General features: G+C 66.5%; 17 protein-coding genes and 2 pseudogenes. 12 read left to right on the top strand and 7 right to left on the bottom strand.

All coding sequences use genetic code 11. The annotated features are described in order from the left end of the window. Positions 1-4: 4 nt before the first annotated feature. From ABNQ38_RS35070 to ABNQ38_RS35060, 3 genes are read left to right on the top strand one after another with little or no spacing between them, the layout of a single operon-like run. Positions 5-1633, top strand: coding sequence for an ABC transporter substrate-binding protein (locus ABNQ38_RS35070; RefSeq protein WP_377811199.1), 1629 nt, complete (start codon positions 5-7; stop codon positions 1631-1633). Continuing rightward, on the top strand, positions 1630-2826 hold the full coding sequence (locus tag ABNQ38_RS35065) for an acyl-CoA dehydrogenase family protein (RefSeq protein WP_377811198.1): 1197 nt from the start codon (positions 1630-1632) through the stop codon (positions 2824-2826). The genes ABNQ38_RS35070 and ABNQ38_RS35065 overlap by 4 nt, the downstream gene beginning before the upstream one ends. A gap of 45 nt (positions 2827-2871) precedes the next feature. Continuing rightward, positions 2872-4113, top strand: coding sequence for an acyl-CoA dehydrogenase family protein (locus tag ABNQ38_RS35060; protein WP_377811197.1), 1242 nt, complete (start codon positions 2872-2874; stop codon positions 4111-4113). A gap of 84 nt (positions 4114-4197) precedes the next feature. Here the strand turns inward: ABNQ38_RS35060 and ABNQ38_RS35055 are convergent, their stop codons facing one another. Next, a complete protein-coding gene (locus tag ABNQ38_RS35055) occupies positions 4198-5334 on the bottom strand; it encodes a mandelate racemase/muconate lactonizing enzyme family protein (protein ID WP_377811196.1) in 1137 nt (378 codons plus the stop codon). Then, positions 5331-6665 carry an MFS transporter gene (locus ABNQ38_RS35050; RefSeq protein ID WP_377811195.1) on the bottom strand — a complete coding sequence of 445 codons (1335 nt, stop codon included), beginning with the start codon at positions 6663-6665 and terminating at the stop codon, positions 5331-5333. Before ABNQ38_RS35050 ends, ABNQ38_RS35055 begins: the two co-directional genes overlap by 4 nt. A 135-nt stretch (positions 6666-6800) precedes the next feature. Between ABNQ38_RS35050 and ABNQ38_RS35045 the strand changes: the two are divergent. Together ABNQ38_RS35045 and ABNQ38_RS35040 are read left to right on the top strand one after the other, a co-directional pair. Beyond that, positions 6801-6980, top strand: a pseudogene (locus ABNQ38_RS35045) (LysR family transcriptional regulator); the annotation flags it as partial. 74 nt (positions 6981-7054) lie between these two features. Continuing rightward, positions 7055-7696, top strand: coding sequence for a substrate-binding domain-containing protein (locus tag ABNQ38_RS35040; RefSeq protein WP_377811458.1), 642 nt, complete (start codon positions 7055-7057; stop codon positions 7694-7696). A gap of 150 nt (positions 7697-7846) precedes the next feature. Here ABNQ38_RS35040 and ABNQ38_RS35035 read toward each other — a convergent pair whose 3' ends face one another. Both ABNQ38_RS35035 and ABNQ38_RS35030 read right to left on the bottom strand, forming a co-directional pair. After that, a complete protein-coding gene (locus tag ABNQ38_RS35035) occupies positions 7847-9199 on the bottom strand; it encodes a transposase (protein ID WP_377811194.1) in 1353 nt (450 codons plus the stop codon). 133 nt (positions 9200-9332) lie between these two features. Then, positions 9333-9476, bottom strand: a pseudogene (locus ABNQ38_RS35030) (IS6 family transposase); the annotation flags it as partial. Positions 9477-9603: 127 nt separating this feature from the next. Between ABNQ38_RS35030 and ABNQ38_RS35025 the strand changes: the two are divergent. Then, complete coding sequence (locus ABNQ38_RS35025) at positions 9604-9942, top strand: hypothetical protein (RefSeq protein ID WP_377811193.1); 339 nt, start codon at positions 9604-9606, stop codon at positions 9940-9942. On the opposite strand, the gene ABNQ38_RS35020 is transcribed toward ABNQ38_RS35025, so the two are convergent. From ABNQ38_RS35020 to ABNQ38_RS35010, 3 genes are all read right to left on the bottom strand, one after another. Next, positions 9937-10935 carry an NAD(P)-dependent oxidoreductase gene (locus ABNQ38_RS35020; protein ID WP_377811192.1) on the bottom strand — a complete coding sequence of 333 codons (999 nt, stop codon included), beginning with the start codon at positions 10933-10935 and terminating at the stop codon, positions 9937-9939. The two genes, ABNQ38_RS35025 and ABNQ38_RS35020, sit on opposite strands and share 6 nt — an antisense overlap. A gap of 772 nt (positions 10936-11707) precedes the next feature. Continuing rightward, complete coding sequence (locus ABNQ38_RS35015) at positions 11708-12607, bottom strand: dihydrodipicolinate synthase family protein (protein WP_377811191.1); 900 nt, start codon at positions 12605-12607, stop codon at positions 11708-11710. 79 nt (positions 12608-12686) lie between these two features. Then, the gene (locus ABNQ38_RS35010; RefSeq protein WP_377811190.1) at positions 12687-14174 is read right to left on the bottom strand and encodes an aldehyde dehydrogenase; all 1488 of its coding nucleotides are present in this window, start codon (positions 14172-14174) and stop codon (positions 12687-12689) included. A 221-nt stretch (positions 14175-14395) separates the two neighbouring features. Here ABNQ38_RS35010 and ABNQ38_RS35005 point away from each other — a divergent pair, with 221 nt between their 5' ends. The 6 genes from ABNQ38_RS35005 (at position 14396) to ABNQ38_RS34980 (ending at position 20609) form a co-directional block, all read left to right on the top strand. After that, positions 14396-15025: a cupin domain-containing protein gene (locus tag ABNQ38_RS35005; protein ID WP_377811189.1), complete on the top strand. Its 630-nt coding sequence runs from the start codon at positions 14396-14398 to the stop codon at positions 15023-15025. 166 nt (positions 15026-15191) lie between these two features. Continuing rightward, positions 15192-16064 carry an ABC transporter permease gene (locus ABNQ38_RS35000; protein ID WP_377811188.1) on the top strand — a complete coding sequence of 291 codons (873 nt, stop codon included), beginning with the start codon at positions 15192-15194 and terminating at the stop codon, positions 16062-16064. Next, positions 16061-16867 carry an ABC transporter permease gene (locus ABNQ38_RS34995; protein ID WP_372395481.1) on the top strand — a complete coding sequence of 269 codons (807 nt, stop codon included), beginning with the start codon at positions 16061-16063 and terminating at the stop codon, positions 16865-16867. The genes ABNQ38_RS35000 and ABNQ38_RS34995 overlap by 4 nt, the downstream gene beginning before the upstream one ends. Then, the gene (locus ABNQ38_RS34990) at positions 16864-17976 is read left to right on the top strand and encodes an ABC transporter ATP-binding protein (RefSeq protein WP_377811187.1); all 1113 of its coding nucleotides are present in this window, start codon (positions 16864-16866) and stop codon (positions 17974-17976) included. Before ABNQ38_RS34995 ends, ABNQ38_RS34990 begins: the two co-directional genes overlap by 4 nt. Before the next feature lie 48 nt (positions 17977-18024). Continuing rightward, positions 18025-19101 (top strand): polyamine ABC transporter substrate-binding protein, encoded by a 1077-nt coding sequence (locus ABNQ38_RS34985; protein ID WP_377811186.1) that lies wholly within the window; start codon positions 18025-18027, stop codon positions 19099-19101. Positions 19102-19172: 71 nt separating this feature from the next. Then, a complete protein-coding gene (locus tag ABNQ38_RS34980; protein ID WP_377811185.1) occupies positions 19173-20609 on the top strand; it encodes an FAD-binding oxidoreductase in 1437 nt (478 codons plus the stop codon). Positions 20610-20615 lie beyond the last annotated feature (6 nt).

Raw genomic sequence — 20615 nt, 5'->3', positions numbered from 1 at the left:
GACCATGGTCCTCGTCCGTGGGCGCCCCGCCGCGCGCCCATTCGTCCGTCCGCTCGCCCTTGCCGCCCTGGCCTTCGGACTGGCGGCGCTCCCGCTCCAGGCCGGGGCACAGCAGAGCGCGGCACCGGTGCGCGGCGGTACGCTGATCGCCACCATCGAGCCGCAGCCGTCCGTCCTCACCACCGCTTTCAACAACCAGTATGCGAACGCCGCCCTGTCGACGAACGTGTATGATGGGCTGCTGAGCTATGCCGAGGATCTCTCGGTCCGGCCGAGCCTTGCCGAAAGCTGGGAGGTCGCGCCCGACGGGCTGTCGATCACCTTCAGGCTCCGCCACGGCGTCAAATGGCATGACGACGTCGAGTTCACCTCGGATGACGTGAAGTTCAGTGCGCTGGAGGTGTGGAAGAAGACGCACCCGCGCGGGCGGCTGACCTTCGCCTCGCTGCAGGACGTCGAGACGCCGGACAGATACACCGCCGTCTTCCGCCTGTCCGCACCGTCGCTGGTGATCCTGAGCGCGTTAAACGCAGCGGAATCCCAGATCCTGCCGAAGCATGTCTTCGACGGCGCGCCGATCCAGACCAACCCGGCCACCTCCCGGCCGGTCGGCACCGGCCCCTTCCGCTTCAAGGACTGGAAGAAGGGCCAGTATGTCGAGTTGGAGCGCAATCCGGACTATTGGGACGAGGGCAAACCCTATCTCGACCGGGTGATCTTCAAGGCCATCCCCGACACCGCGAGCCGCGCCGCCGCGCTGGAAACCGGGGAGGTGCAGTACGCACCCTACGACGCGGTGCCGTTCGGCGACGTCGCCAGGCTGCGCAAGGACCCGAACCTGCGGTTCGAGACACGCGGCTACGATTACCATTCCCAGTTCTACATCCTGGAATTCAACCTGCGGAATCCGATCCTGGCGAACGACAAGGTCCGCAAGGCGGTCGCCCACGCGGTCGACAGGGCGAAGCTGGTGGAAACCGTGTGGTACGGGCTGGGCCGGCCGTCGACCGGGCCGATTCCGGCCAGCGTCAAGACATTCTACACGCCCGACGTCCAGCGCTATGACTTCGACGTCGCGGCGGCGAACCGGCTGCTCGACGAGGGCGGCTATCCGCGCAAGGCCGACGGCATCCGCTTCGCGCTCAACCTCGACTTCACCGCGGTCGGCGACGTGACCTCCCATTCAGCCGAGTTCATCCGGCAGAACCTGAAGGCCGTCGGCATCGACGCGAAGCTGAACAGCACGGACGATCCGACCTATCTGCGCAAGGTCTACAAGGACTACAGCTTCGATCTGAACCTGTTGCAGATTTCGCCGCTGATCGATCCGCAGATGGGGCTGTTCCGGCTTTACTGGACCAAGGCCCAGGCGCCGGGCGTCCCTTACGTCAACGCGTCCGGCTATTCCAGCCCGGCGATGGACGGCATCATCGAGGCGATCCGCGTCGAGAGCGATCCGGACAGGCGGAAGCTCCTGTTCCACGACCTCCAGCGTCAGGCGATGACCGACCTGCCGCTGGTGCCGCTGTTCGACATGCAGCACTTCACCTTCTACAACCGGAAGGTCCACGGCATCAACACGACCCCGGACGGCGCGATCTCGTCGCTCAAGAATGTGTGGATCGAGCGATGAGTGGCCCTCCCGTACGCGACCGCGCCGCGCTCGTCGAACTGTCGGCCGAATTCGGCCGGCGCTTCGCCAAGGGCGCCGCTGCCCGCGACCTCGAACGCCGGATGCCGTTCGAGGAGATTTCCGAGCTTGCGCGCAGCGGCCTGCTGGCGGCCCGTGTGCCGGCCGCCTATGGCGGGCCGGAGGTGAGCATGGGCGAGTTCGCCCGGATCGTCGTCAACCTGTCGAAGGGCGATCCGAACATCGCGCAGTCTGCCGCCGCGACCTTTCCCAACGTCGAGAAGATCCGTATCTACGGCAGCGAAGCGCAGAAGCGGCGCTATTTCGGCCTGCTGCTGGACGGCCGCCGGCTGAACGGCAACGCGGCGGCGGAGCGTGGCGGCACCCGCATCGGCGACATGGCGACGCGGATCGTCTCCGACGGTGGCGGCTATCGGCTCGACGGGCGCAAATACTACACGACCGGCAGCCTGTTCGCCGAATTCACCCTGGTCACCGCCCTGCTGGAGGGCGGCCGGGCGGCGGCGATGGTTCCGGTCGACCGCGCGGGCGTCACCGTCATCGACGATTGGGACGGGATGGGGCAGCGCACGACGGCGAGCGGCACCATGATCTTCGAGAATGTCCGGCTCGACGAGGGCGAGGTCATGCTGATCCCCGATTACGGCAGCCGCCGCACCTACGAAGGCGCCTTCGCCCAGCTTCTGCATTCGGCCCTCGACACCGGGATCGCGCTGGCGGCGCTCGACGATGCCGTCGCCTATGGGCGGACCCATGCCCGTCCGCTGCCTGATGCCGGGGTCGGGCGCGCGGTCGAGGACCCTTACGTCCAATACACCGTCGGCGAGATGGCGATCCTGGCCCATGGCGCCGAGGCGCTGGTCGGGCGCGCCGCGGCGGTTCTGGACGAGGCGGTCCGCCTGTTCCACCGCGAGGGCGCCGCCGACCGGCCGCTCGGCGAGGCCTCGGTCGCCGTCGCCGAGGCGAAGTTCGCCGCCAGCGAGGCGTCGGTGAAGGTGAGCGAGATGCTCTATCGGATCGGCGGGGCATCCGCCACCTCGCGGGCGCTCAACCTCGACCGCCACTGGCGCAATGCGCGCACCCACACCACCCACGATCCGGTGGCCTACAAGGCCAAGGCAATCGGCAACTTCTATCTCACCGGTGCGCTGCCTCCGATCAACACCAAGATTTGACCGGCCCTGGAGCGACAGAGTGAAAGCGACAGAGTGGAGACGACAATGACCGTTATCGACAGGACCGGCCCGCGCCACGGCGAGCCCGCAATCGGTGAGGCCGAGGTCCCCGGACCCGGCTCGCCCGCGTTGCGCCAACTGGTCGAGGCCATCGCCGCGGGGGCCGAGGCCCGCGACCGTGGCGAGGCGAGGGCCGGCGAGGCGATCGATCTGCTGCGCGCGGCCCGTCTCGGCGCCTTCCGGCTGCCGCGGCAGGACGGCGGCGGCGGGGCATCGCTGACCGAGCTGTTCGAACTGGTGCTCGACCTTGCCGAGGCCGATTTCAACATCCCCCACATCCTGCGCAACCATTTCGCCTTTGTGGAGAAGGCGTTGCGCACCGCGGACAATCCGAAATACGCGCGCTGGCTCGACCATGTGCGCGACGGCCGCATCATCGGCCTCGGCGTCAGCGAACTCGGCATCCAGAACATCGGCCTGAACGACGGTGACACCCGCCTGGAGCCGTCCGCGACCGGCTACGTGCTGAACGGACGGAAATACTACAGCACCGGCAACTTCTATTCCGACTTCATCCTGGTGAATGCGCGGACGCCCGACGGCAGGACGGCGTCGGCCTTCGTGTCGACCCGCAGTGAAGGGGTTACCGTCGACGACGACTGGGACGGCATCGGCCAGCGGCTGACGGCCAGCGGCACGACGGTCCTGTCAGGGGTGCCGGTGGCTCGGGACGATGTGCTGTTCGGCGCCGACGAGGATGTGCGGCTGCCGTTCCGGGCAACCTTTGCGCAGCTCTACCTGACCGCCATCGTCGCCGGCATCCTGCGTGCCGTGGTGGCGGATGCCGCGGCCCTGGTGGCGGGGCGCGAGCGCAACTATTACCACGCCGTCGCCGCCCGTCCGGCCGACGACCCGCTGCTGCAGCAGGTCGTCGGCCGGCTGTCGAGCGCCGCCTATGTCGCCGAGGCTGCGGTGCTCAGGGCGGTTGACGCGCTGGATGCCGCTTTCCAGTCCGCCGTCGCGGGGCCTCCCGATCAGGCGCTTTTCGTCGAAGCGGCACTGCGCACCGCGAAGTCGAAGGTGATGGTGGACGAACTCGCACTCGACGCGGCGACCCGCCTGTTCGAGGTCGGCGGCGCCTCCGCCATCCGAACCGGCAACCGGCTGGATCGCCACTGGCGGAACATCCGCACCCTCTCGTCACACAATCCGAACGCCTACAAGGCGCGGGCAATCGGCGATCATGCGGTCAACGGGACCCCGCTGCCGACCGCGGCCTTCTTCTGAATGAAGGTCTGTCGGAACCGGCCTGCCCGACCGGCGACGCCGATCGACCGCACCCAGGGCGCACCCCAAGGTGCACCCCAGGGACTACCGTGCCGTCACGTCCTGCCGTGCGACGACGAAGGGTGACAGCCTGTCGGCGTTCAGATCGATGCCGAAGCCCGGCCCGTCCGGCACCGTGACGGTCCCGTCGCCGTTGACGGCGGGACGGCCGCAGAGGTCTAGCAGCGGGTTGGGGCCGGCATCGAATTCGAGGAACGGGTAGCCACCGGCAGCGCCGCCGCTGCGCAGCGTGGGCAGGGTCGCGGTCAGATGCAGGGCCGCCTGGAAGTTGACGATGCCGCCCCAGACATGGGGGACGACCGGCCGGTCGTACAGCTCCGCCAGGGCCGCCACCCGTCCGACGCCGGTCAGTCCGCCGCAGACGGCGATGTCCGGTTGCAGCACGTCCATGCAGCCGGCCTCCAGGAAGGGGCGGAAGGCACGGGCGTCCGTGAAGGTCTCTCCGCCGGCCAGCGCGGGTGTCATCAGGCCGGAGAGCATGCGGTATCCTTGCAGGTCGCCCGGAACCGTGGGCTCCTCCACCCAGAGCAGGCCGGCCTCCCGCATGTTCGATACGGCGGCCAGTGCCGCCCGCGGCGGGTAGGACTGGTTGAAATCCAGCATCAGCGTGCCGTCCGGCCCCATCATCCGCCGGACGGTATTGACGATAGCCGCATCGTCCGCCGGGGCGAAGCCGCTGCGCAGCTTGATCGCCTTGAAGCCCGCCCGGAGATAGCCCTCCACCTCGCGTTCGAACTCGCGGTAGGGATGGCCGCCGGGCTTGAAGAAGGGGCCGCTGGCATAGGCGGCGACCCGGTCGCGCAGGGCGCCGCCCAGCAGCGTGCTGACCGGAATGCCGCGCTGGCGCGCCGCAAGATCGTGCAGCGCCATGTCGATGGCGGCGACGGCGCCCATCGCTCCGCCGGCGGCCTCGCGCATCTCCTGCCAGAGCCGGCCGATCTGCTGGGGATCCTGCCCGAGCAGGCGCGGGGCCAGACGCGCGACGATGGTGGCGCGGTCGGCCGCGGGGGTGTGCCAGGCCTCGCCCCAGCCGGAACGGCCGTCGCGGTCGACGATCTCGACGAACAGGGTCTCGCGGCGGTCGAAGGACACCAGCGCGTTGCCGATGACCTCGGGCAACGGGGCGACCAGATGATGAAGGCGGACTGCGGCGATGCTCATGCCTTGCTTTCCTGTGCGTTGTCCTGGGCGGAACGCGATGCGGGCACGACAGCGCCGCGCATCATGTCGCGCATCAGATGACCGAGCAGCAGGATCGCGCAGGCCGTGAGCGCCATGGCGCCGGCGAGGACCAGCTGTGCGCCGCCGAAGCCGCCGGTGGCGTCCCGCACCCAGCCGATGATGGTGGGACCGAAGAAGCCGCCGGTGCTGCCGACGGAGTTGATCAGCGCGATGCCGGCCGCGGCGGCGGTGCCGGTCAGGAGGGTGGTCGGGAAGATCCAGATGTTGGGCGAGGCGCCGCCGATGCCGGCCGCCCCGATGGTCAGCCCGACCAGCCCAATCAGCGGATCGCTGCTGAGCGCGGCCAGCACGAAGCCGGCGGCGCTGACCAGGAACGGCCCGGCCGCGTGCCAGACCCGCTCGCCGGTGCGGTCGGCGTGGCGGCCGACCAGCAGCATGGCCAGCGCCATGAAGGCGGAGGGGATGGCGGCGACGAAGCCGGTCTGCACGGTGCTGAGGCCGAAGGCCTTGACGAACTGCGGCATCCAGATGGCGATGCCCGTGGTGCCCATGACGAGCCCGACCGCGATCAGGCACATCAGCAGGACGCGGGGATCGCGGACGGCGCGGCCGACGGTGAAGCGTTCCGCCTTCTCCTGGGCCGCGCGCTCGGCCTCCAGCCGGGCGGACAGCCACCGGCGCTCGTCCTCGGCCAGGAAGCCGGCCTTCTCCGGCGAGGACGGCAGGAAGAGGGCGACGACGACACCCATGACGATGGCGGGCATGGCTTCCAGGATGAACATCCACTGCCAGCCGGCCAGACCGTTCCAGCCGTTCAGATGCTCGATGATCAGGCCGGAGACCGGCGCACCGATGACCGACGCCAGCGGAACGGCGATGTTGAAGGTTCCGAACATGCGGGCGCGGTATTCCCGCGGGAACCACAGCGTCATGTAGAAGATCATGCCCGGAAAGAAGCCGGCCTCGGCGGCGCCCAGCAGGATGCGCACCAGATAGAAGCTGCCGGGGCTCCAGACCAGCGCGGTCGCCGCCGACAGCAGCCCCCAGGTGATCAGGATGCGGGCGATCCACAGCCGCGCGCCGTACCGCACCAGCAGCAGGTTGCTGGGAACCTCGCACAGCACATAGCCGAGGAAAAAGATGCCGGCGCCGAAGCCGAACGCGGACGCCGAGAAGCCCAAATCCTGGTTCATGGTCAACGAGGCGAAGCCGATGTTCACCCGGTCGAGAAAGGCCGCGAAATAGCAGACCATCAAAATCGGCAGGATTTGCCATCCCACCTTGGCGATGACGTCAGATCGCTCTTTCATCCTGGTTTCCTCCGAATTGCGCGGACTCCGCCACGCTTTGCCTGGATGACCAAGAGTGTCCGGTCATTGACATTGATAATCAAATAGGATGTTCTTAACATCTGATATTGGGAAAACTGATATTAGAAACCGGTCATGCGGATCACCGTCGCGCAGTTGGAGGCTTTTTTCTGGACCGCGCAGCTGGGCTCGGCGCAGCGGGCGGCCGAGCATCTCAATCTGGCGCAACCCACCCTGTCGCTGCGCCTGAAGGATGTGCGGGACGCGCTCGGAAGCGACGTGTTCGAACGGACGGGGCGCGGTTTGCGGCTGACCCCGGAAGGGCGCCTGCTGTTGCCGCGGGTCTCAGCGATCATGACCGAGCTGCGGGCCATCGGCGGACAGGACGAATCCGCACCGTCGCCGGCCGCGTCCGGGTCGGGCTGGCCGAGGGCTTCGCCGTCACCTGCCTCTCGCCGCTGCTGGCCGGGCTTCGGGAGGATCATCCGGCGCTGCAACCGGACTGGGTGGTGTCGACCAGCACCACGCTGGAGAGCGCCCTGCTGCGCGATGCGCTGGACGTGGCGGTCCTGCTCAACCCGATCGGCGACGAGCAGCTCCACCTCCAGCCGCTCGGCGCCCAGCCGACGAGCTGGGTCGTTCCGAAATCCTGGGGACAGGCCGGTCCGCTGACGCCCCGGGATTTCTGGTCGCAGCCGGTCTTCTCCAACCCTCCGCCGTCGGCCATGCACCGGCAGATCAGCGGCTGGTTCGCGACAGCGGGCCTCTTTCCCAGCCGTCTCAGCACCTGCACCAGCGTCGCGGTGATCGCCGAACTGGTGGCCGGCGGGGTCGGCGCCGGGCTGCTTCCCATCCCGATGGCCCAGCGGTTCCTTGCGCTGGACCAGGTCGAGTTGGTAGCGTCCGATCCCCCGGTGGAGAACGGGCGGCTTTTCATCTGCTATCGGACCGGGGTCAACGATCCCAAGGTGGCTGCCGTCGCGCGGTCCATCGCCCAGGTGATGCGGCGGATCGATTACGTCGACCTCTGACCGGCAACGGCTTCGCGTGATGATACCGCCGCTTGAAGCGTGAATTAGGGGTCACTACACGAACGTGCGCTTCGACTTTGCGCATTTCAGGACTGCCGTCTCGCTTAGGAGCCGGTTCACAAGTCCAGCAATGGTGCGGATGATGGGCGGTTACGGCGCGTAGCAGGCGACATCGACGAGCCGTCGAAGGAACAATGGCGGCGTTCTGAGCATGTCACCTTCAGCGGGCGTGGCGGCCTGTTCGAACCACAGGTGCTGGCGCAGACGGGCCAAGGCATCGGCGAAAGTCGGCGCTGGTTTCGGATACCAGATGGCGCGTCGGGGCGACAGAGCGAGGCGGCCGGCATTCTGATGGACGTACAGCGTGATCAACGAGTAAAGCCCGAACAGCAGTGGGGCGGTGCGGAATACCGCCGGGTCTGCCCACTGTCGCTGGGTCTCGATGCCGAGATGAGCACGGCTCTCCTCATACGTCGTCTCCATTGCCCAGCGGCGGTTGAACCATTCCAGGACGGTGCGTGGCGACACCGACAGGTCGGTGCACAGAAAAGCTTCCGGATCGCGCCGGCCATCGGGATAGCGCACCATCACCCAGAGGATGGGCACGATCGGCTTGCCCTGGTGGTGCCACAGCGCCGTTCCGGAGGCATAGTCGATCCAGCCGCTGGAGCGCCACCGGGTTCGGCCTGGTTGGGCGGCCCGGCGCCAGACGGTAGCCTTGTCGGTCAGACAGGCCCGCAAGCTGGGTTGGCGGGCGCCCTTCACCACCTGTCGCAAGGTCAAGGGCGGGTCTGGTGGCGAATTGAACAGGCGCGCATCCAAGCGCAGCCGAGTGATCGCGACCATGTGCGAGCTGACGGCGTCGAGCAGGGTCAGCGCGGCGAATTCGCCATCCATGACGGCAACCAGAAGCCGGTCCGGCAGCCAGCGATGCAGGCGCAGCAGGATAGCCCGGGCCCAGGTGGTGGTCGGCCGATAGTGCCGGCCCTGCGTCTCACACCAGGAGCGGCTTGGCACCAACGCGCTCAGCACCGGCAGTCCCCAGATGCGGCCGGCGAAGGGAACCTCGACCAGCAGCATGGCGGTCATCCAGCGCAATCCGCGGCTGGTGACCGTCTGCTCCGTCGAGGACCGGACGGAGTTGAAGCAATGGCTTGCTGGGCGAACATGGGCTCCCCGGCGCCGTTCAAGAGTATGGTCGACACCGATGACGATCGGGCCGTCCGGGACGAAGGTGTCGACCAGGGCGTTCAGCAGGGTGCGTGCGAGTTTCAGCCCCGACCAGCGGTTCCGGTTGAGCACGCGGTGAAAGGCGGCGAAGCCGGGATCGTTCGCCAAGCCGAGAGTGCGCAGCAGGTTGGCGACGGTGCGGGGACCAACCGCCAGCACCGCACCGACCGCGAGCGCCGCTACCGTGGAGCGGGTGCGCCCCGAAAATGCATCCAAATAGGGCCACAGCCAAGCTACGAAGGTTTGGGGAAGAGAGACGGCTGGGCGTGGCATGGGGCACCTGCGGTGTCGTCGGACGTTGACCAGCCAACAACCTTTCGCCGACGGTATTGCGACGCCCGCGCAGGACAGGACAAGTGTCCCCAAATACGCGAAGTCGAACTAACACCTATCGCGCTCTCCTCTAGCTCACCGTGATGCCGCGCGCCGCCAGCATCTCCTCGACCATCCGAAGGCTCAGAGGGTAGCGATGGTACAGCCACACTGCGGTCATGATGACCTCGGCGGGGTAGCGGTAGCCGGAAAAGCGGGGATAGGAACGCGTCGTCATGCCCCTACCGTACCCAGCCCGACCGCCCCCGGCAATCCCGCCGCCGCCAACTTGACGGTGCCCACGGAATAATGTCCGCCTCGAGGATCGGTTCAAGCTCCTGGTCCGGGACCACCTGTCGGAAACGATGGCGCAATTTCCCTATCTCTACCAGCCGCAACTGCCGCCCCACCATGCCGGAGGCTTGGACCCGATCTTCTGGTCCTTCGGCTTCCTCATGGCAACCTGGCTGGCACCGCGCGCCTGGAAGAGCATGACCAACCCGGACAAGCCTGAGCACACCACGTTCCAGGCCTTGCACCCTCTTCTGATCGGCACAACGCCTATCATCGAGGCCGACTATCAGCCCTGGCCAAGGCAATCCCCGGACTTCGCGAACACTTCAAGGCCCGCCGCAACAGCCCCATGCGGTGATCCCGGGGAACCGGTGAAGGGTGCGCTCACACCGCTTACGTCGCAACTATAGCTGTGCGCTGTCCTGTTTTCTCAGCCACGTTTCGATCACAGAAGGATTGACAACGTATTCAGGCACCCGCCACTCTGCCACCGCTAGAAGGTTCTCGCAGAATGCCTCCGGCAGACGCATCTGAGACTTTACCGTATGTCCTACCATGTGTGGGGTAAGGATGGCGTTTGGAAGGTCGCGCAGCGGACTATTCTCTTTCAGCGGCTCTGGGTCGAACACATCGAGGGCGATGCGCATAGCAGGTCGCTCTGCGGCGAGCGCGGCGAGTGTATCGTCGGGGACGATGCCGCCCCGCGTGATGTTGACAAACACCACGTCCGGTTTCATCCGGCGCAACGCGTCAAGATCCAGCATTCCTCGTGATTCAGGATTGAGCGCAGCCGCCATGATAACGACATCGCTTGTCGCGAGCACCTCATCGAGGCTCTGCGCGGCGACATATGCGGGCATCGGTCGCGTCGTGCGCACCGAGGCGACGAGCCTCACACCCCATGCAGACAGCCGTTCCGCGATAGCCTGTCCAATTTTGCCAAAGCCTATCAGGCCAACTTTCTTTCCCATGAGCATCCGCGCACGGACCTGCGAGGGACGCGGCAGGTTTTCGCGAAGGCAGCGCTCAGTGCCATGAAGGTCATAGAGCGAAGCCAGCGTGAAGAGAACTGCGGCCTCGGCCATGCTGACGGAGTTTTCCGTAATTTGGCCATTCGCCACGAGTATGCCGTTTGCTGTCGCGGCCGAAACATCGAACCCTTCGACCCCTGTGACCGGGGAAACCAATGCGCGCAAACGCGGCATCTTGGCAAACAACTCCCGGTCGGCTGTAAAGCTTGAGGACGCGCCAAGGATTTCCAAACACTGCAGCGCATCAACTGCGGCAAGCAGATCCTTTCGCGTTAAGAACCGCGCCACGCTATGGCCGCGCCGTTGCAACTCGTCATGGGCTAGATTGAAGAATCGATCAAAGGAGGACGATCCCACTAAAGCAACAATCAAGATTTTAAACTCCACATGAGTTACTTGGGCAATCCTAGTTGGCGGGTCCTACCATTCAAGACCGAGCGTACGTTGCAGTCGTAGACTGCGACCAGATCTGGTTAAATTGCATATCTTCGTTTGGTGTGTACGAACACAGAAATCCATTGAACCTAACGGCCGATCACGCCGTCGTCCATGAAACCTATTTCGCTACGTCGCCGAGCCACCTATCAGCGGCAACCTCAATGTGATCCACCACCGTTCCGAAAAAGAACTGTCAACGAGCCATATTTTGTCGACACCGCCTTGATTGTCCCGCGGAACAAGCTCGATTTGCCTGCCGCCGTTTCCGGCGACTGGCTTTTCTGCCCTGCTAACCCTTGCAATCGGCACGAGAAGATGACAATCCCAAAAAATCCAGCTTCTAAGCCAATTCATTTAATCTAGTACCGGCGACCTCGCGCCTCACCTTCGGGCCATGATTGGCTGGAGAACCCAAAGCATCTGCTAACCTATAGAAACGGATAGCTCGGCTCCTGATCAAAAGACTTAATCTACCACAACTGCACCGGCTATCGATACCTGTCCTGGTGGCTTATCCCCGAGTGTCCGGTGGCACAACGAGGCTCACGCCTTCATCGCCGACGAGGCCACCTTCTGGATCGGCGTCTGATAGGAATTATAACCCACAACGCGCAAAGTCGAGGGGCACTTTCGTGTAGTGATCCCAATCACAAAGAAAACTAAAAGCTCAGAGTTTGTCTGGCGCTTCAATAGCACCAGACAGCCTCTAAGCCAGCGTGCCGTCCGCCACCAACGCCGCGACCGCGGCGGCGAGAGCCGCTTCCGTGGCGTCGGAAAGGCGTCCGACCGGCGGGAGCGAGCGGCCTATCGGCAGGCCGATCAGGGCGAAGGCCCGCCGGACGGCCTCGGGGAACTGCTCGGCGAACAGGGCGTCCATCAGGGGGTTCAGCCTGCCCTGGGCGGCCAGCGCATCGGCGACCCTGCCGGTCTCGGCGAGCGCCTGAATCTTCGCCCAATGGCCGGGCAGCAGGGCGGCCGATGTCAGGATGCCACCCTTGGCCCCGAGGATCACCTGCTGGACGAACAGGGTGTCCTGGCCGCTCAGCAGGCTGAAATCCTCGTCGAGCAGCTTCGACAGACGGTCGAGATGGTAGAGATCGGTGTTCGATGCCTTCATGCCGACGATCAGCCGCTCCGCCGCCAGACGGGCGATGGTTTCCGGCGCGGTGACGATCTGGCTGCGGAAGGGGTTGTCGTAATAGAGGATCGGCAGTCCCAGTTCCGGGGCGAGCGCACGGAAATAACGCAGCACCCCCTCCTGGTCGGTGCGCGCATAATAGGGCGGGATGACCATGAGGCCATCGGCGCCCGCCTGCCGGCACATCCGTCCGATGTCGAGCGCGCCGCCGAAGCCGGGGGCGAGCACGCCGCCGATCACCGGCACGCGCCCGCCGGCGGCGGAGACGGTGACCTCCATGATGCGGCGGCTGGTGGCAAGGTCGAAGGAGGCCGCTTCGCCGGTACCGCCGAGCGGGAGCAGCCCGGACGCGCCGCGCTCGATCTGGTAGGCGACGATCCGTTCGAGCCCGCTCTCGTCGAGCGTTCCGTCGTCGTTCAGCGGCGTCGGGAAGGCGGGGATCAGCCCGCGGAACATCGGTAGCGGCAAGGGCAGGGTCTCCTTATGCGGATTTTGGCAGGGCAGGGCAGGTCGCAGGGAGGCGGCCCGGCCCTTCCCCTTGCCGGCGTCAGCGGCCGAGGTGAATCGAGGTCGCCTTCAGCTCGGTGTATTTCTCCATCGCGTGCAGCGACTTGTCCCGGCCGAAGCCGGATTGCTTGAATTCGCCGAAGGGCGAGGAGATGTCGCCATGGTCGAAGCAGTTGACCCAGACCACGCCGGCGCGGAGGGCGGAGGACGCCTTGAAGGCGGTGTTGAGGTCGCGGGTCCAGACCGCCGCGGCGAGACCGTAGGCCGTGTCGTTGCCGATGCGGATCGCATCGTCCACGTCGTCGGCGGCGATGGTCGCCAGCACCGGGCCGAAAATCTCCTCGCGCGCGATGGTCATGCCGCCGGTGACGTCGTCGAACAGCGTCGCCTCGATGAAGCAGCCGTCCGACGCGATGCGCTTGCCGCCGAGCCGGAGGGTGGCGCCCTCCGCCTTGCCCTTGTCGATGTATTCCATGACCCGTTCGGCCTGCCGGGCATCGACCATGGCGCCCATCTCCGTCGCCGGGTCGAGCGGGTCGCCGACCTTGATGGCGCCGCCGACCGCGATCACCTTTTCGACGACCTCGTCCTTCACGCTCCGCTCGACGATCAGGCGCGAGCCGGCGTTGCAGACCTCTCCCTGGTTATAGAAGATGCCCCAGGCCGCTGCTGTCGCCGCCGCATCGAGATCCGGCGCATCGGCCAGGATGATGTTCGGGCTCTTGCCGCCGCACTCCAGGCCGATCCGCTTCATGTTGGACTGGCCGGAATATTGGAGGAAGTATTTCCCGACCTCGGTCGAGCCGGTGAAGGCCACCGCGTCGACGTCCATGTGCAGGCCGAGCGCGCGCCCGGCGGTCTCGCCGAAGCCGGGAAGCACGTTGAACACGCCGTCGGGAATGCCGGCCGCCGCGGCAAGCTCGCCGAGCCTGATGGCGGTGAGCGGCGACTGCTCCGCCGGTTTCAGGATCACCGAATTGCCGGCGGCGAGGATCGGGCCGAGCTTCCAGGCGGCCATCAGCAGCGGGAAGTTCCACGGCACCACCGCAGCGACGACGCGGAGCGGCTCGCGGCGGATCAGCGACACCGCGGTCGGCGCGGTCGGCGCGATCTCGTCATAGAGCTTGTCGATGGCTTCGGCATACCAGTCGATGCATTGCGCCGATAGCGGCAGGTCAACCGCGAGGCTGTCGCGGATCGGCTTGCCCATGTCCAGCGTCTCGAGCAGCGCCAGCTCTTCGGTGTTGGCGGCGATCAGGTCGGCGAAGGCGGCGAGGCGCTTCTTGCGCTCGCGCGGCGCCATGCGCGACCAGACCCCGGACTCGAAGGCCTTGCGCGCAGCCGCGACCGCATGGTCGACATCCTCGACGTCGCAGGCGGCGATCTGTGCCAGGATTTTGCCGGTCGCCGGGTTGATGCAGTCGAAGGTCTTGCCCGAGCGGGCCTGGACATGGCGTCCGTCGATGAAGGCGCTGCCGGTGACGCTGAGCGCGGCGGCGCGAGCGTGCCAATCGATCGTCGCTGACATGGGGGTTTCTTTCCGCCAGGGGGGGTCGGTTGAGAGGCCATTGGGCCATCATCGGGTGACGGGATGATAGGTGATCCCGGCGGATCGCTCCACCGCAAATTTTTGGTTTTCTGAAAAATGAACTGACACAACTGAAACCGGTTGCTATCCTGGCGATCATTATGGGACCGCCCGGCTTCGCCGGCATCGGTCCTGATCACAGGAACGGATGCGCCACGTCGATGCCGCACACGAAGACCGCTGAGGATGGCGCCGAGCGCGTCCAGGCGAACGGTGCCACTGCCGGCACCAATGTGGATGAGGAGACGCAGAAGCTCGGGCAGCGGATCCGGGATGTGCGGCTCAAGGCGGGCATGACGCTGACCGATCTGGCGAAGGCGACCGGCGTGTCCATCGGCACGCTGTCGCAGCTGGAGCGCGGATTGGTGTCGCCGACGGTGCGGACGGTCTACACGGTCGCCGCCGCCTTCGGGGTGATGCCGGCCTGGCTGATCGACCCGTCTTCGTCGAAGACCACCGAAAGCCGTTATATCGTGCGGGCTGGGGAGCGGTCGCAGCTGCTCGACCTCGACGGCATCCGCAAGGACGTCGCGTCCCCGGTCGCGAGCAAGCGGCTGCGCGGCTTCTTCATGGCGATCCAGCCGGGCTGCAATTCCGGTGCGCAGCCATACACGCACAAGGGCGAGGAGATCGGCTTCGTCCTGTCCGGCGCGCTGGAACTGCAGATCGACGGCGAGACCTTCATGCTCTACGAGGGCGACTGTTTCGCCTTTTCCAGCGACAAGCCGCACCGCTTCGCCAACAGCAGCGCGCGGCCGGCCACGGTGTTCTGGGTGAACGCCGACATCTGATGCGGCGCCCATGCGGATCCCCTACGGCAACCGATCCGCTGTTTTTAGAATATTGAAAATACCCGTTGCCTAACTGAAAATTGGCGCCCATAGTTTCAACACACCCCGCCGGGGCGCGCCGCAGGCGCCCCCCGGATCCCGTGCCGGAACTGAAGGACGTGCTGCGTTGACCAGTTCATCCACCGCATCGGGCGCATCGGGTCTCGGTCCCTGGTCGGCGATAGTGCTTCTGGCCCCCCTGACCGTTCTGATGTTCGCCATCCTGCTTTATCCGCTCGGCCTCACGCTGTGGACCAGCCTCTATGACGGCCAGCTGTCTGGCCAGCTGTCCCTGCGGGCCTACGCCGAGCTGGCGTCGAGCACCCTGTTCCTCAAGGTCCTGCGCAACACCTTCGAGATCGCGATCACCGGCACGCTGGTCAGCCTGATCTTCGGCTATCCGGTCGCCATGCATCTGGCGGCCCAGCCGCCTCGGCGGCGGACGGCCTGCCTGGTGATGGTGATGCTGCCGTTCTGGACCAGCATCCTGGTCAAGAGCTTCGCGCTGGTGGCGGTGTTCGGCAACCAGGGGCTGGTCAACCAGCTGCTCGGCTTCCTCAGCGGCGGCCAGATCAACCTGCCGATGATGTTCAACCGCGTCGGCGTGGTGCTGGGCATGATCAATTTCCTGCTGCCCTTCATGATCCTGTCGATCCTCGGCAGCCTGCTGGCGCTCGACCGCCGGCTGGTGCTCGCCGCCGAGACGATGGGCGCCGGCCCGCTGCGCATCTTCTGGAAGATCATCCTGCCGCTCAGCATGCCGGGCGTCGTCGCCGGGGTGCTGATCAACGTGACGCTGTCGATCGGCATGTACATCACCCCGGCCCTGCTCGGCGGGCGGCAGGACATGATGGTCGCCAACCTCGTCGATTTCTACACCCGCCAGACGCTCGACTGGACCGCCGCTTCGGCGACGGCCGTGGCCCTGCTGGCGATCTCGGGCCTGCTGGTCGCGATGCTCGGACGGGTGCGCGGCGGCCTGTCGGGAGGTGCGGCATGAACCCGCTGTTCGGCTCCAGCCACACCGCCCGCCGCCTCGTCACCGCCGCCGCCTGGCTCTGCTATCTCTTCCTGCTGGTCCCGAGCCTGATCGTCGTGCCGATCTCCTTCGGCAATTCCGGACAGATCGAGTTCCCGCCGCGGGAATTCTCCCTCGGGCTCTACCGGCAGTTCTTCACCGATCCGGCCTGGTGGGGATCGATGGTGCAGAGCCTGGTCGTCGCCGTTGCGACCACGGTGATCGCCCTGCTGCTGGCGGTGCCCGCCGCCTATGCGCTGGCGCGGTCGGAGCTGCCCGGCCGGGGTTTGCTGCGCGGCCTCTTCATGATGCCGATGCTGGTGCCGGTCATCGTCCTCGGGCTCGGCCTCTATCTGCAATTCTCCAACTGGGGGCTGCTCGACACCACCGCAGGCGTCGTCCTCGCCCATGTCATGCTGACCACGCCCTACATCATGATCTCGGTGATGTCGGGACTGCAGCATTCGGACATCGCGCTGGAGACCGTGGCGTCGATCATGGGGGCCTCGCGGCGGGTGGTCTTCTTCCGCGTGGTGTTGCCCCAGCTCGGGCCGGCCATCGCCGTCGGCGCGCTCTTCGCCTTCCTGATGTCGCTGGACGAGGTGGTGGTCGCCTACTTCCTGACCGGCACCGACGCCATGACGCTGCCGGTCAAGATGTACAGCTCCATCCGCTGGGAGCTGACGCCGGTCCTGGCTGCCGTATCGACCCTGCTCACCGTCCTGTCGTTGCTCATCGCTCTGGGCATCATCGCCCTGCAGCGCAAGACCGAGGCGCACTCATGACCGCTCCGTCCGCTCCCGCCATGGTCCAGCTCCAGGGCGTCACGAAACGCTACGGCGAGTTCGAGGCCCTGCACAGCATCGACCTGTCGATTGCCAAGGGCGAGTTCGTCACGCTGCTGGGGCCGAGCGGCTCGGGCAAATCGACCCTGCTCAACCTGATCGCCGGCATGATCGCGCCGAGTTCCGGCCGGATCGTCATCGACGGCCGCGACGCCACCACCCTGCCGACCAACCGGCGCGGCCTGGGCATGGTGTTCCAGAACTACGCGCTGATGCCGCACATGACGGTGTTCGAGAACATCGCCTTCCCCCTGCAGGTGCGCGGCCTGCCCAAGGACGAGATCCGGCGCAAGGTCACCGGGGTGCTCGACCTGATCCAGCTCGGCCACGTCGCCGGCCGCAAGCCGCGCGAACTGTCGGGCGGGCAGCAGCAGCGCGTCTCGCTCGCCCGCTGCATCGTCTACAATCCGGCGCTGATCCTGATGGACGAGCCGCTCGGCGCGCTCGACAAGAAGCTGCGCGAGCAAATGCAGCTCGAGATCAAGCGGCTCCATGCCGAACTCGGCATCACCATGCTCTACGTGACGCACGACCAGGACGAGGTGCTGACGACGTCCGACCGCATCGTCCTGATGAACGGCGGCCGGATCGAGCAGCAGGGACAGCCCGACACCCTCTATTTCAAGCCGGAGACCGTGTTCCGCGCCGAGTTCATCGGCAGCTCCAACCTGATCCCCGGCGAGATCGCGGCGGGGGAGGGCGGCACCGTCACGCTGAAGACCGCGCTCGGCGCCTTCCCGGTGCCGGCGCCCGACCGGCCGGTCAGGCCCGGCGACCGCGGCGTCCTGCTGGTCCGGCCGGAGAACATGATGCTGACCGACCGCGCCGATCCCACCAGCGTCGCCGGCCGGATCGAGGATTCCATCCTGCTCGGCGGGGTGGTGCGGCACTTCGTGCGCTGCGCCGACGGCAGCATGGTCATCGTCCAGGAACTCAACCAGCCGGGCCGGGCCGGCACCCGCCGCGACGAGACGGTCCGCGCCGGCTGGACCATGGACCACGCCCGGCTGCTGCCACCACCGCCCAACACAACGCTGCCCGCCGGCTGACGCCGACCGGTTTTGACCACTGCCGAAAAGACGAGGGGGAAAGTGCCCATGACCAAGACGACGTTCCTGACTTCGCGGCGCGGGCTGCTGAAGGGCGGTGCCGCCGGCCTCGCCGGCATCATGGGCCTGACGGCGGCTCCGGCGGTGTTCTCCCGCCGCGCCCATGCCGCCGACACCACCCTCACCGTCACCTCCTGGGGCGGCGACTACAACAAGATGGTGCGTGGAATCTTCGCCGACCCCTTCACCCAGGAGACCGGCATCAAGGTCGCGCTGGTCGACAACGGCGACATGGCCAAGGTGAAGGCGCAGGTGCAGAGCAAGGCCGTGCAGTGGGACGTCATCGACGCCCCCGCCGCCTTCGCCACCTCCGGCGCCCGCGACAAGCTGTGGGAGGAACTCGACCTCTCGATCATCAAGCCGGGTCCGCTGGTGCAGGCCGCGGCTCCCGACTACATGCCGCTCTATCTCTACAGCGGCGGGCTGGTCTGGGATGCCAAGCGCTCTCCCGACGGCAAGCATCCCGTCGATTTCGCCGGATTCTACGACGTCGCACGCTTCCCCGGCCGCCGGGTGATGCGGTCCCTGGCGTCGGAAACGCTGGAGGCCGCGCTGATCGCCGACGGCGTCGCGCCGAAGGATCTCTATCCGCTCGATGTCGAGCGGGCGTTCCGCATGCTCGACCGCATCAAGCCGCATGTCAGCAAATGGGCGGCCACCACCCCCGATCAGGTGAACGCCATCGTCCAGGGCGAGGCCGACTTCTCCTACAGCTATTTCAACCGGGTCAAGTCGGCGCAGAAGGCAGGCGCCAGCCTGGACTTCTCCTTCGCGCAGACGATCAATTCGCTCGACTATTTCGCCGTTCCCAAGGGCACGAAGAACAAGGAAGCGGCGATGCGCTTCATCGACTTCTGCCTGCGGCCGGACCGTCAGGTCGCCTGGGCGACGCGCGGCTACTATCTGCCGAACAGCGTCGCGGCGCTGGACGAGGTGAAGGGCGGTCCCGCCAGCCAGTATCTGCCCGACCTCACCAACGGCAAGAACGTGATCGTCGATTCCCAATGGTGGAGCGAGAACTACACGGCGATGCAGAAACGCTATGCCGAGTGGATGCTGACCTGACCGCCGGACGATCCCGTCATCCGTTTCGCTCTCTTCTCCCGCCTCTTGCCGCTGCCATCGGTGCGAATGCCATGACCCACGATGCCTTGCTTGCCGAACTGACCGCAATCGTCGGGGAACGGTATGTCGTCACCGCCGCCCCAGACACCGCCGCCTTCCTCACCGACCATCGCGGCCGCTACACCGGCGAGGCGCTGGCCGTGGTCAAGCCGGCGAGCACGGCGGAGGTGTCCGGCGTGGTGAAGGCCTGCGCCGCGGCCGGGGTGGCCATCGTGCCGCAGGGCGGCAACACCGGCCTGTGCGGCGCTGCCACGCCGGTCGGACCGCGGCCGAGCATCGTCCTGCGCCTCGACCGCATGAACCGCATCCGCGCGGTTTCCGCGGCGGAGGAGACGATCACGGTGGAGGCGGGCTGCATCCTCGCCGACATCCAGGCGGCGGCGGCCCGCGACGGGCTGCTGTTCCCGCTGAGCCTCGGCGCCGAGGGCAGCTGCCAGATCGGCGGCAACATCGCCACCAACGCCGGCGGCATCGCCGTTCTGCGCTACGGCAACATGCGCCAGCTCGTGCTCGGGCTGGAGGTCGTGCTGGCCGACGGCACGGTGCTGGGCGGGCTGCGCCGGCTGCGCAAGGACAATTCGGGCTACGACCTGAAGCAGCTGTTCGTCGGTGCCGAGGGCACGCTCGGCATCGTCACCGCCGCGACGCTGAAGCTGTTCCCGGCCATCCGCTCGCGCTCCATCGCGATGATGCAGATATCAAGCGTGGCGGATGTGCTGACCCTGTTCGCACAGGCGCGGAAGACCTTCGGCGAGCGGATATCCAGCTTCGAGATCATCGGCTCGTCCTATATGGATTTCGTGCTGAAATACGTGACCGGCACGGTGATGCCCTTCGCCCAGCCGGCCCCCTGGTATCTACTGCTGGAGGTGGGGGATTTGCGGCCTGACGCCCCGCTGGCGGCGGACATGGAGGCGTTCCTTGGCGAGATTTTCGAGGCCGGTCTGGTCAGCGACGCCGTCATCGGCTCCAGCCTCGCCCAGGAGGAGGCGATCTGGAAGCTGCGCCATGGCGTCACCGGCGAATTCAAGCTTGCCGGCAAGACGATGTCGCACGACACCTCGGTTCCGGTCGCCGAACAGCCGGCCTTCGTCGAAAGGGTCGAGGCTGCGGTGCTCGCCGCCTATCCCGACGCCAACGTCATGATGGTCGGCCATATCGGCGACGGCAACATCCATGTCGTGGTGCTGTTCCCGCACGAGCGGTTCGCGACGGCCGAGGCGTTCGAGGCCGCGTCTGACGAAATCGACGTGATCATCGACGACATCGCGATGAATATCGGCGGCAGCATCACGGCCGAGCACGGCGTCGGCTACACCTACCGCAAGCGGCTGGCGCGGACCAAGAACCCCGACGAACTCATGCTGATGCGCGGGATCAAGCAGATGCTCGATCCGAACGGGCTGATGAATCCGGGCAAGATCTTCCTGCCGGCCGAACCGGCCTGAGGAGAC

It is taken from the genome of Azospirillum sp. A29, from assembly GCF_042604625.1.
Classification (GTDB): Bacteria; Pseudomonadota; Alphaproteobacteria; order Azospirillales; family Azospirillaceae; genus Azospirillum; species Azospirillum palustre.
The sequence above is the reverse complement of the archived record's forward strand: the minus strand, read 5'-3'. Positions and strand labels throughout refer to the sequence as shown.

Excerpts from the sequence above, each read along its gene's own strand:
- ABNQ38_RS35070 (WP_377811199.1), top strand. The coding sequence starts at position 5 with ATGGTCCTCGTCCGTGGGCGCCCCGCCGCGCGCCCATTCGTCCGTCCG.
- ABNQ38_RS35065 (WP_377811198.1), top strand. The coding sequence starts at position 1,630 with ATGAGTGGCCCTCCCGTACGCGACCGCGCCGCGCTCGTCGAACTGTCG.
- ABNQ38_RS35060 (WP_377811197.1), top strand. The coding sequence starts at position 2,872 with ATGACCGTTATCGACAGGACCGGCCCGCGCCACGGCGAGCCCGCAATC.
- ABNQ38_RS35055 (WP_377811196.1), bottom strand. The coding sequence starts at position 5,334 with ATGAGCATCGCCGCAGTCCGCCTTCATCATCTGGTCGCCCCGTTGCCC.
- ABNQ38_RS35050 (WP_377811195.1), bottom strand. The coding sequence starts at position 6,665 with ATGAAAGAGCGATCTGACGTCATCGCCAAGGTGGGATGGCAAATCCTG.
- ABNQ38_RS35035 (WP_377811194.1), bottom strand. The coding sequence starts at position 9,199 with ATGCCACGCCCAGCCGTCTCTCTTCCCCAAACCTTCGTAGCTTGGCTG.
- ABNQ38_RS35025 (WP_377811193.1), top strand. The coding sequence starts at position 9,604 with ATGGCGCAATTTCCCTATCTCTACCAGCCGCAACTGCCGCCCCACCAT.
- ABNQ38_RS35010 (WP_377811190.1), bottom strand. The coding sequence starts at position 14,174 with ATGTCAGCGACGATCGATTGGCACGCTCGCGCCGCCGCGCTCAGCGTC.
- ABNQ38_RS35005 (WP_377811189.1), top strand. The coding sequence starts at position 14,396 with ATGCCGCACACGAAGACCGCTGAGGATGGCGCCGAGCGCGTCCAGGCG.
- ABNQ38_RS34995 (WP_372395481.1), top strand. The coding sequence starts at position 16,061 with ATGAACCCGCTGTTCGGCTCCAGCCACACCGCCCGCCGCCTCGTCACC.
- ABNQ38_RS34990 (WP_377811187.1), top strand. The coding sequence starts at position 16,864 with ATGACCGCTCCGTCCGCTCCCGCCATGGTCCAGCTCCAGGGCGTCACG.
- ABNQ38_RS34985 (WP_377811186.1), top strand. The coding sequence starts at position 18,025 with ATGACCAAGACGACGTTCCTGACTTCGCGGCGCGGGCTGCTGAAGGGC.
- ABNQ38_RS34980 (WP_377811185.1), top strand. The coding sequence starts at position 19,173 with ATGACCCACGATGCCTTGCTTGCCGAACTGACCGCAATCGTCGGGGAA.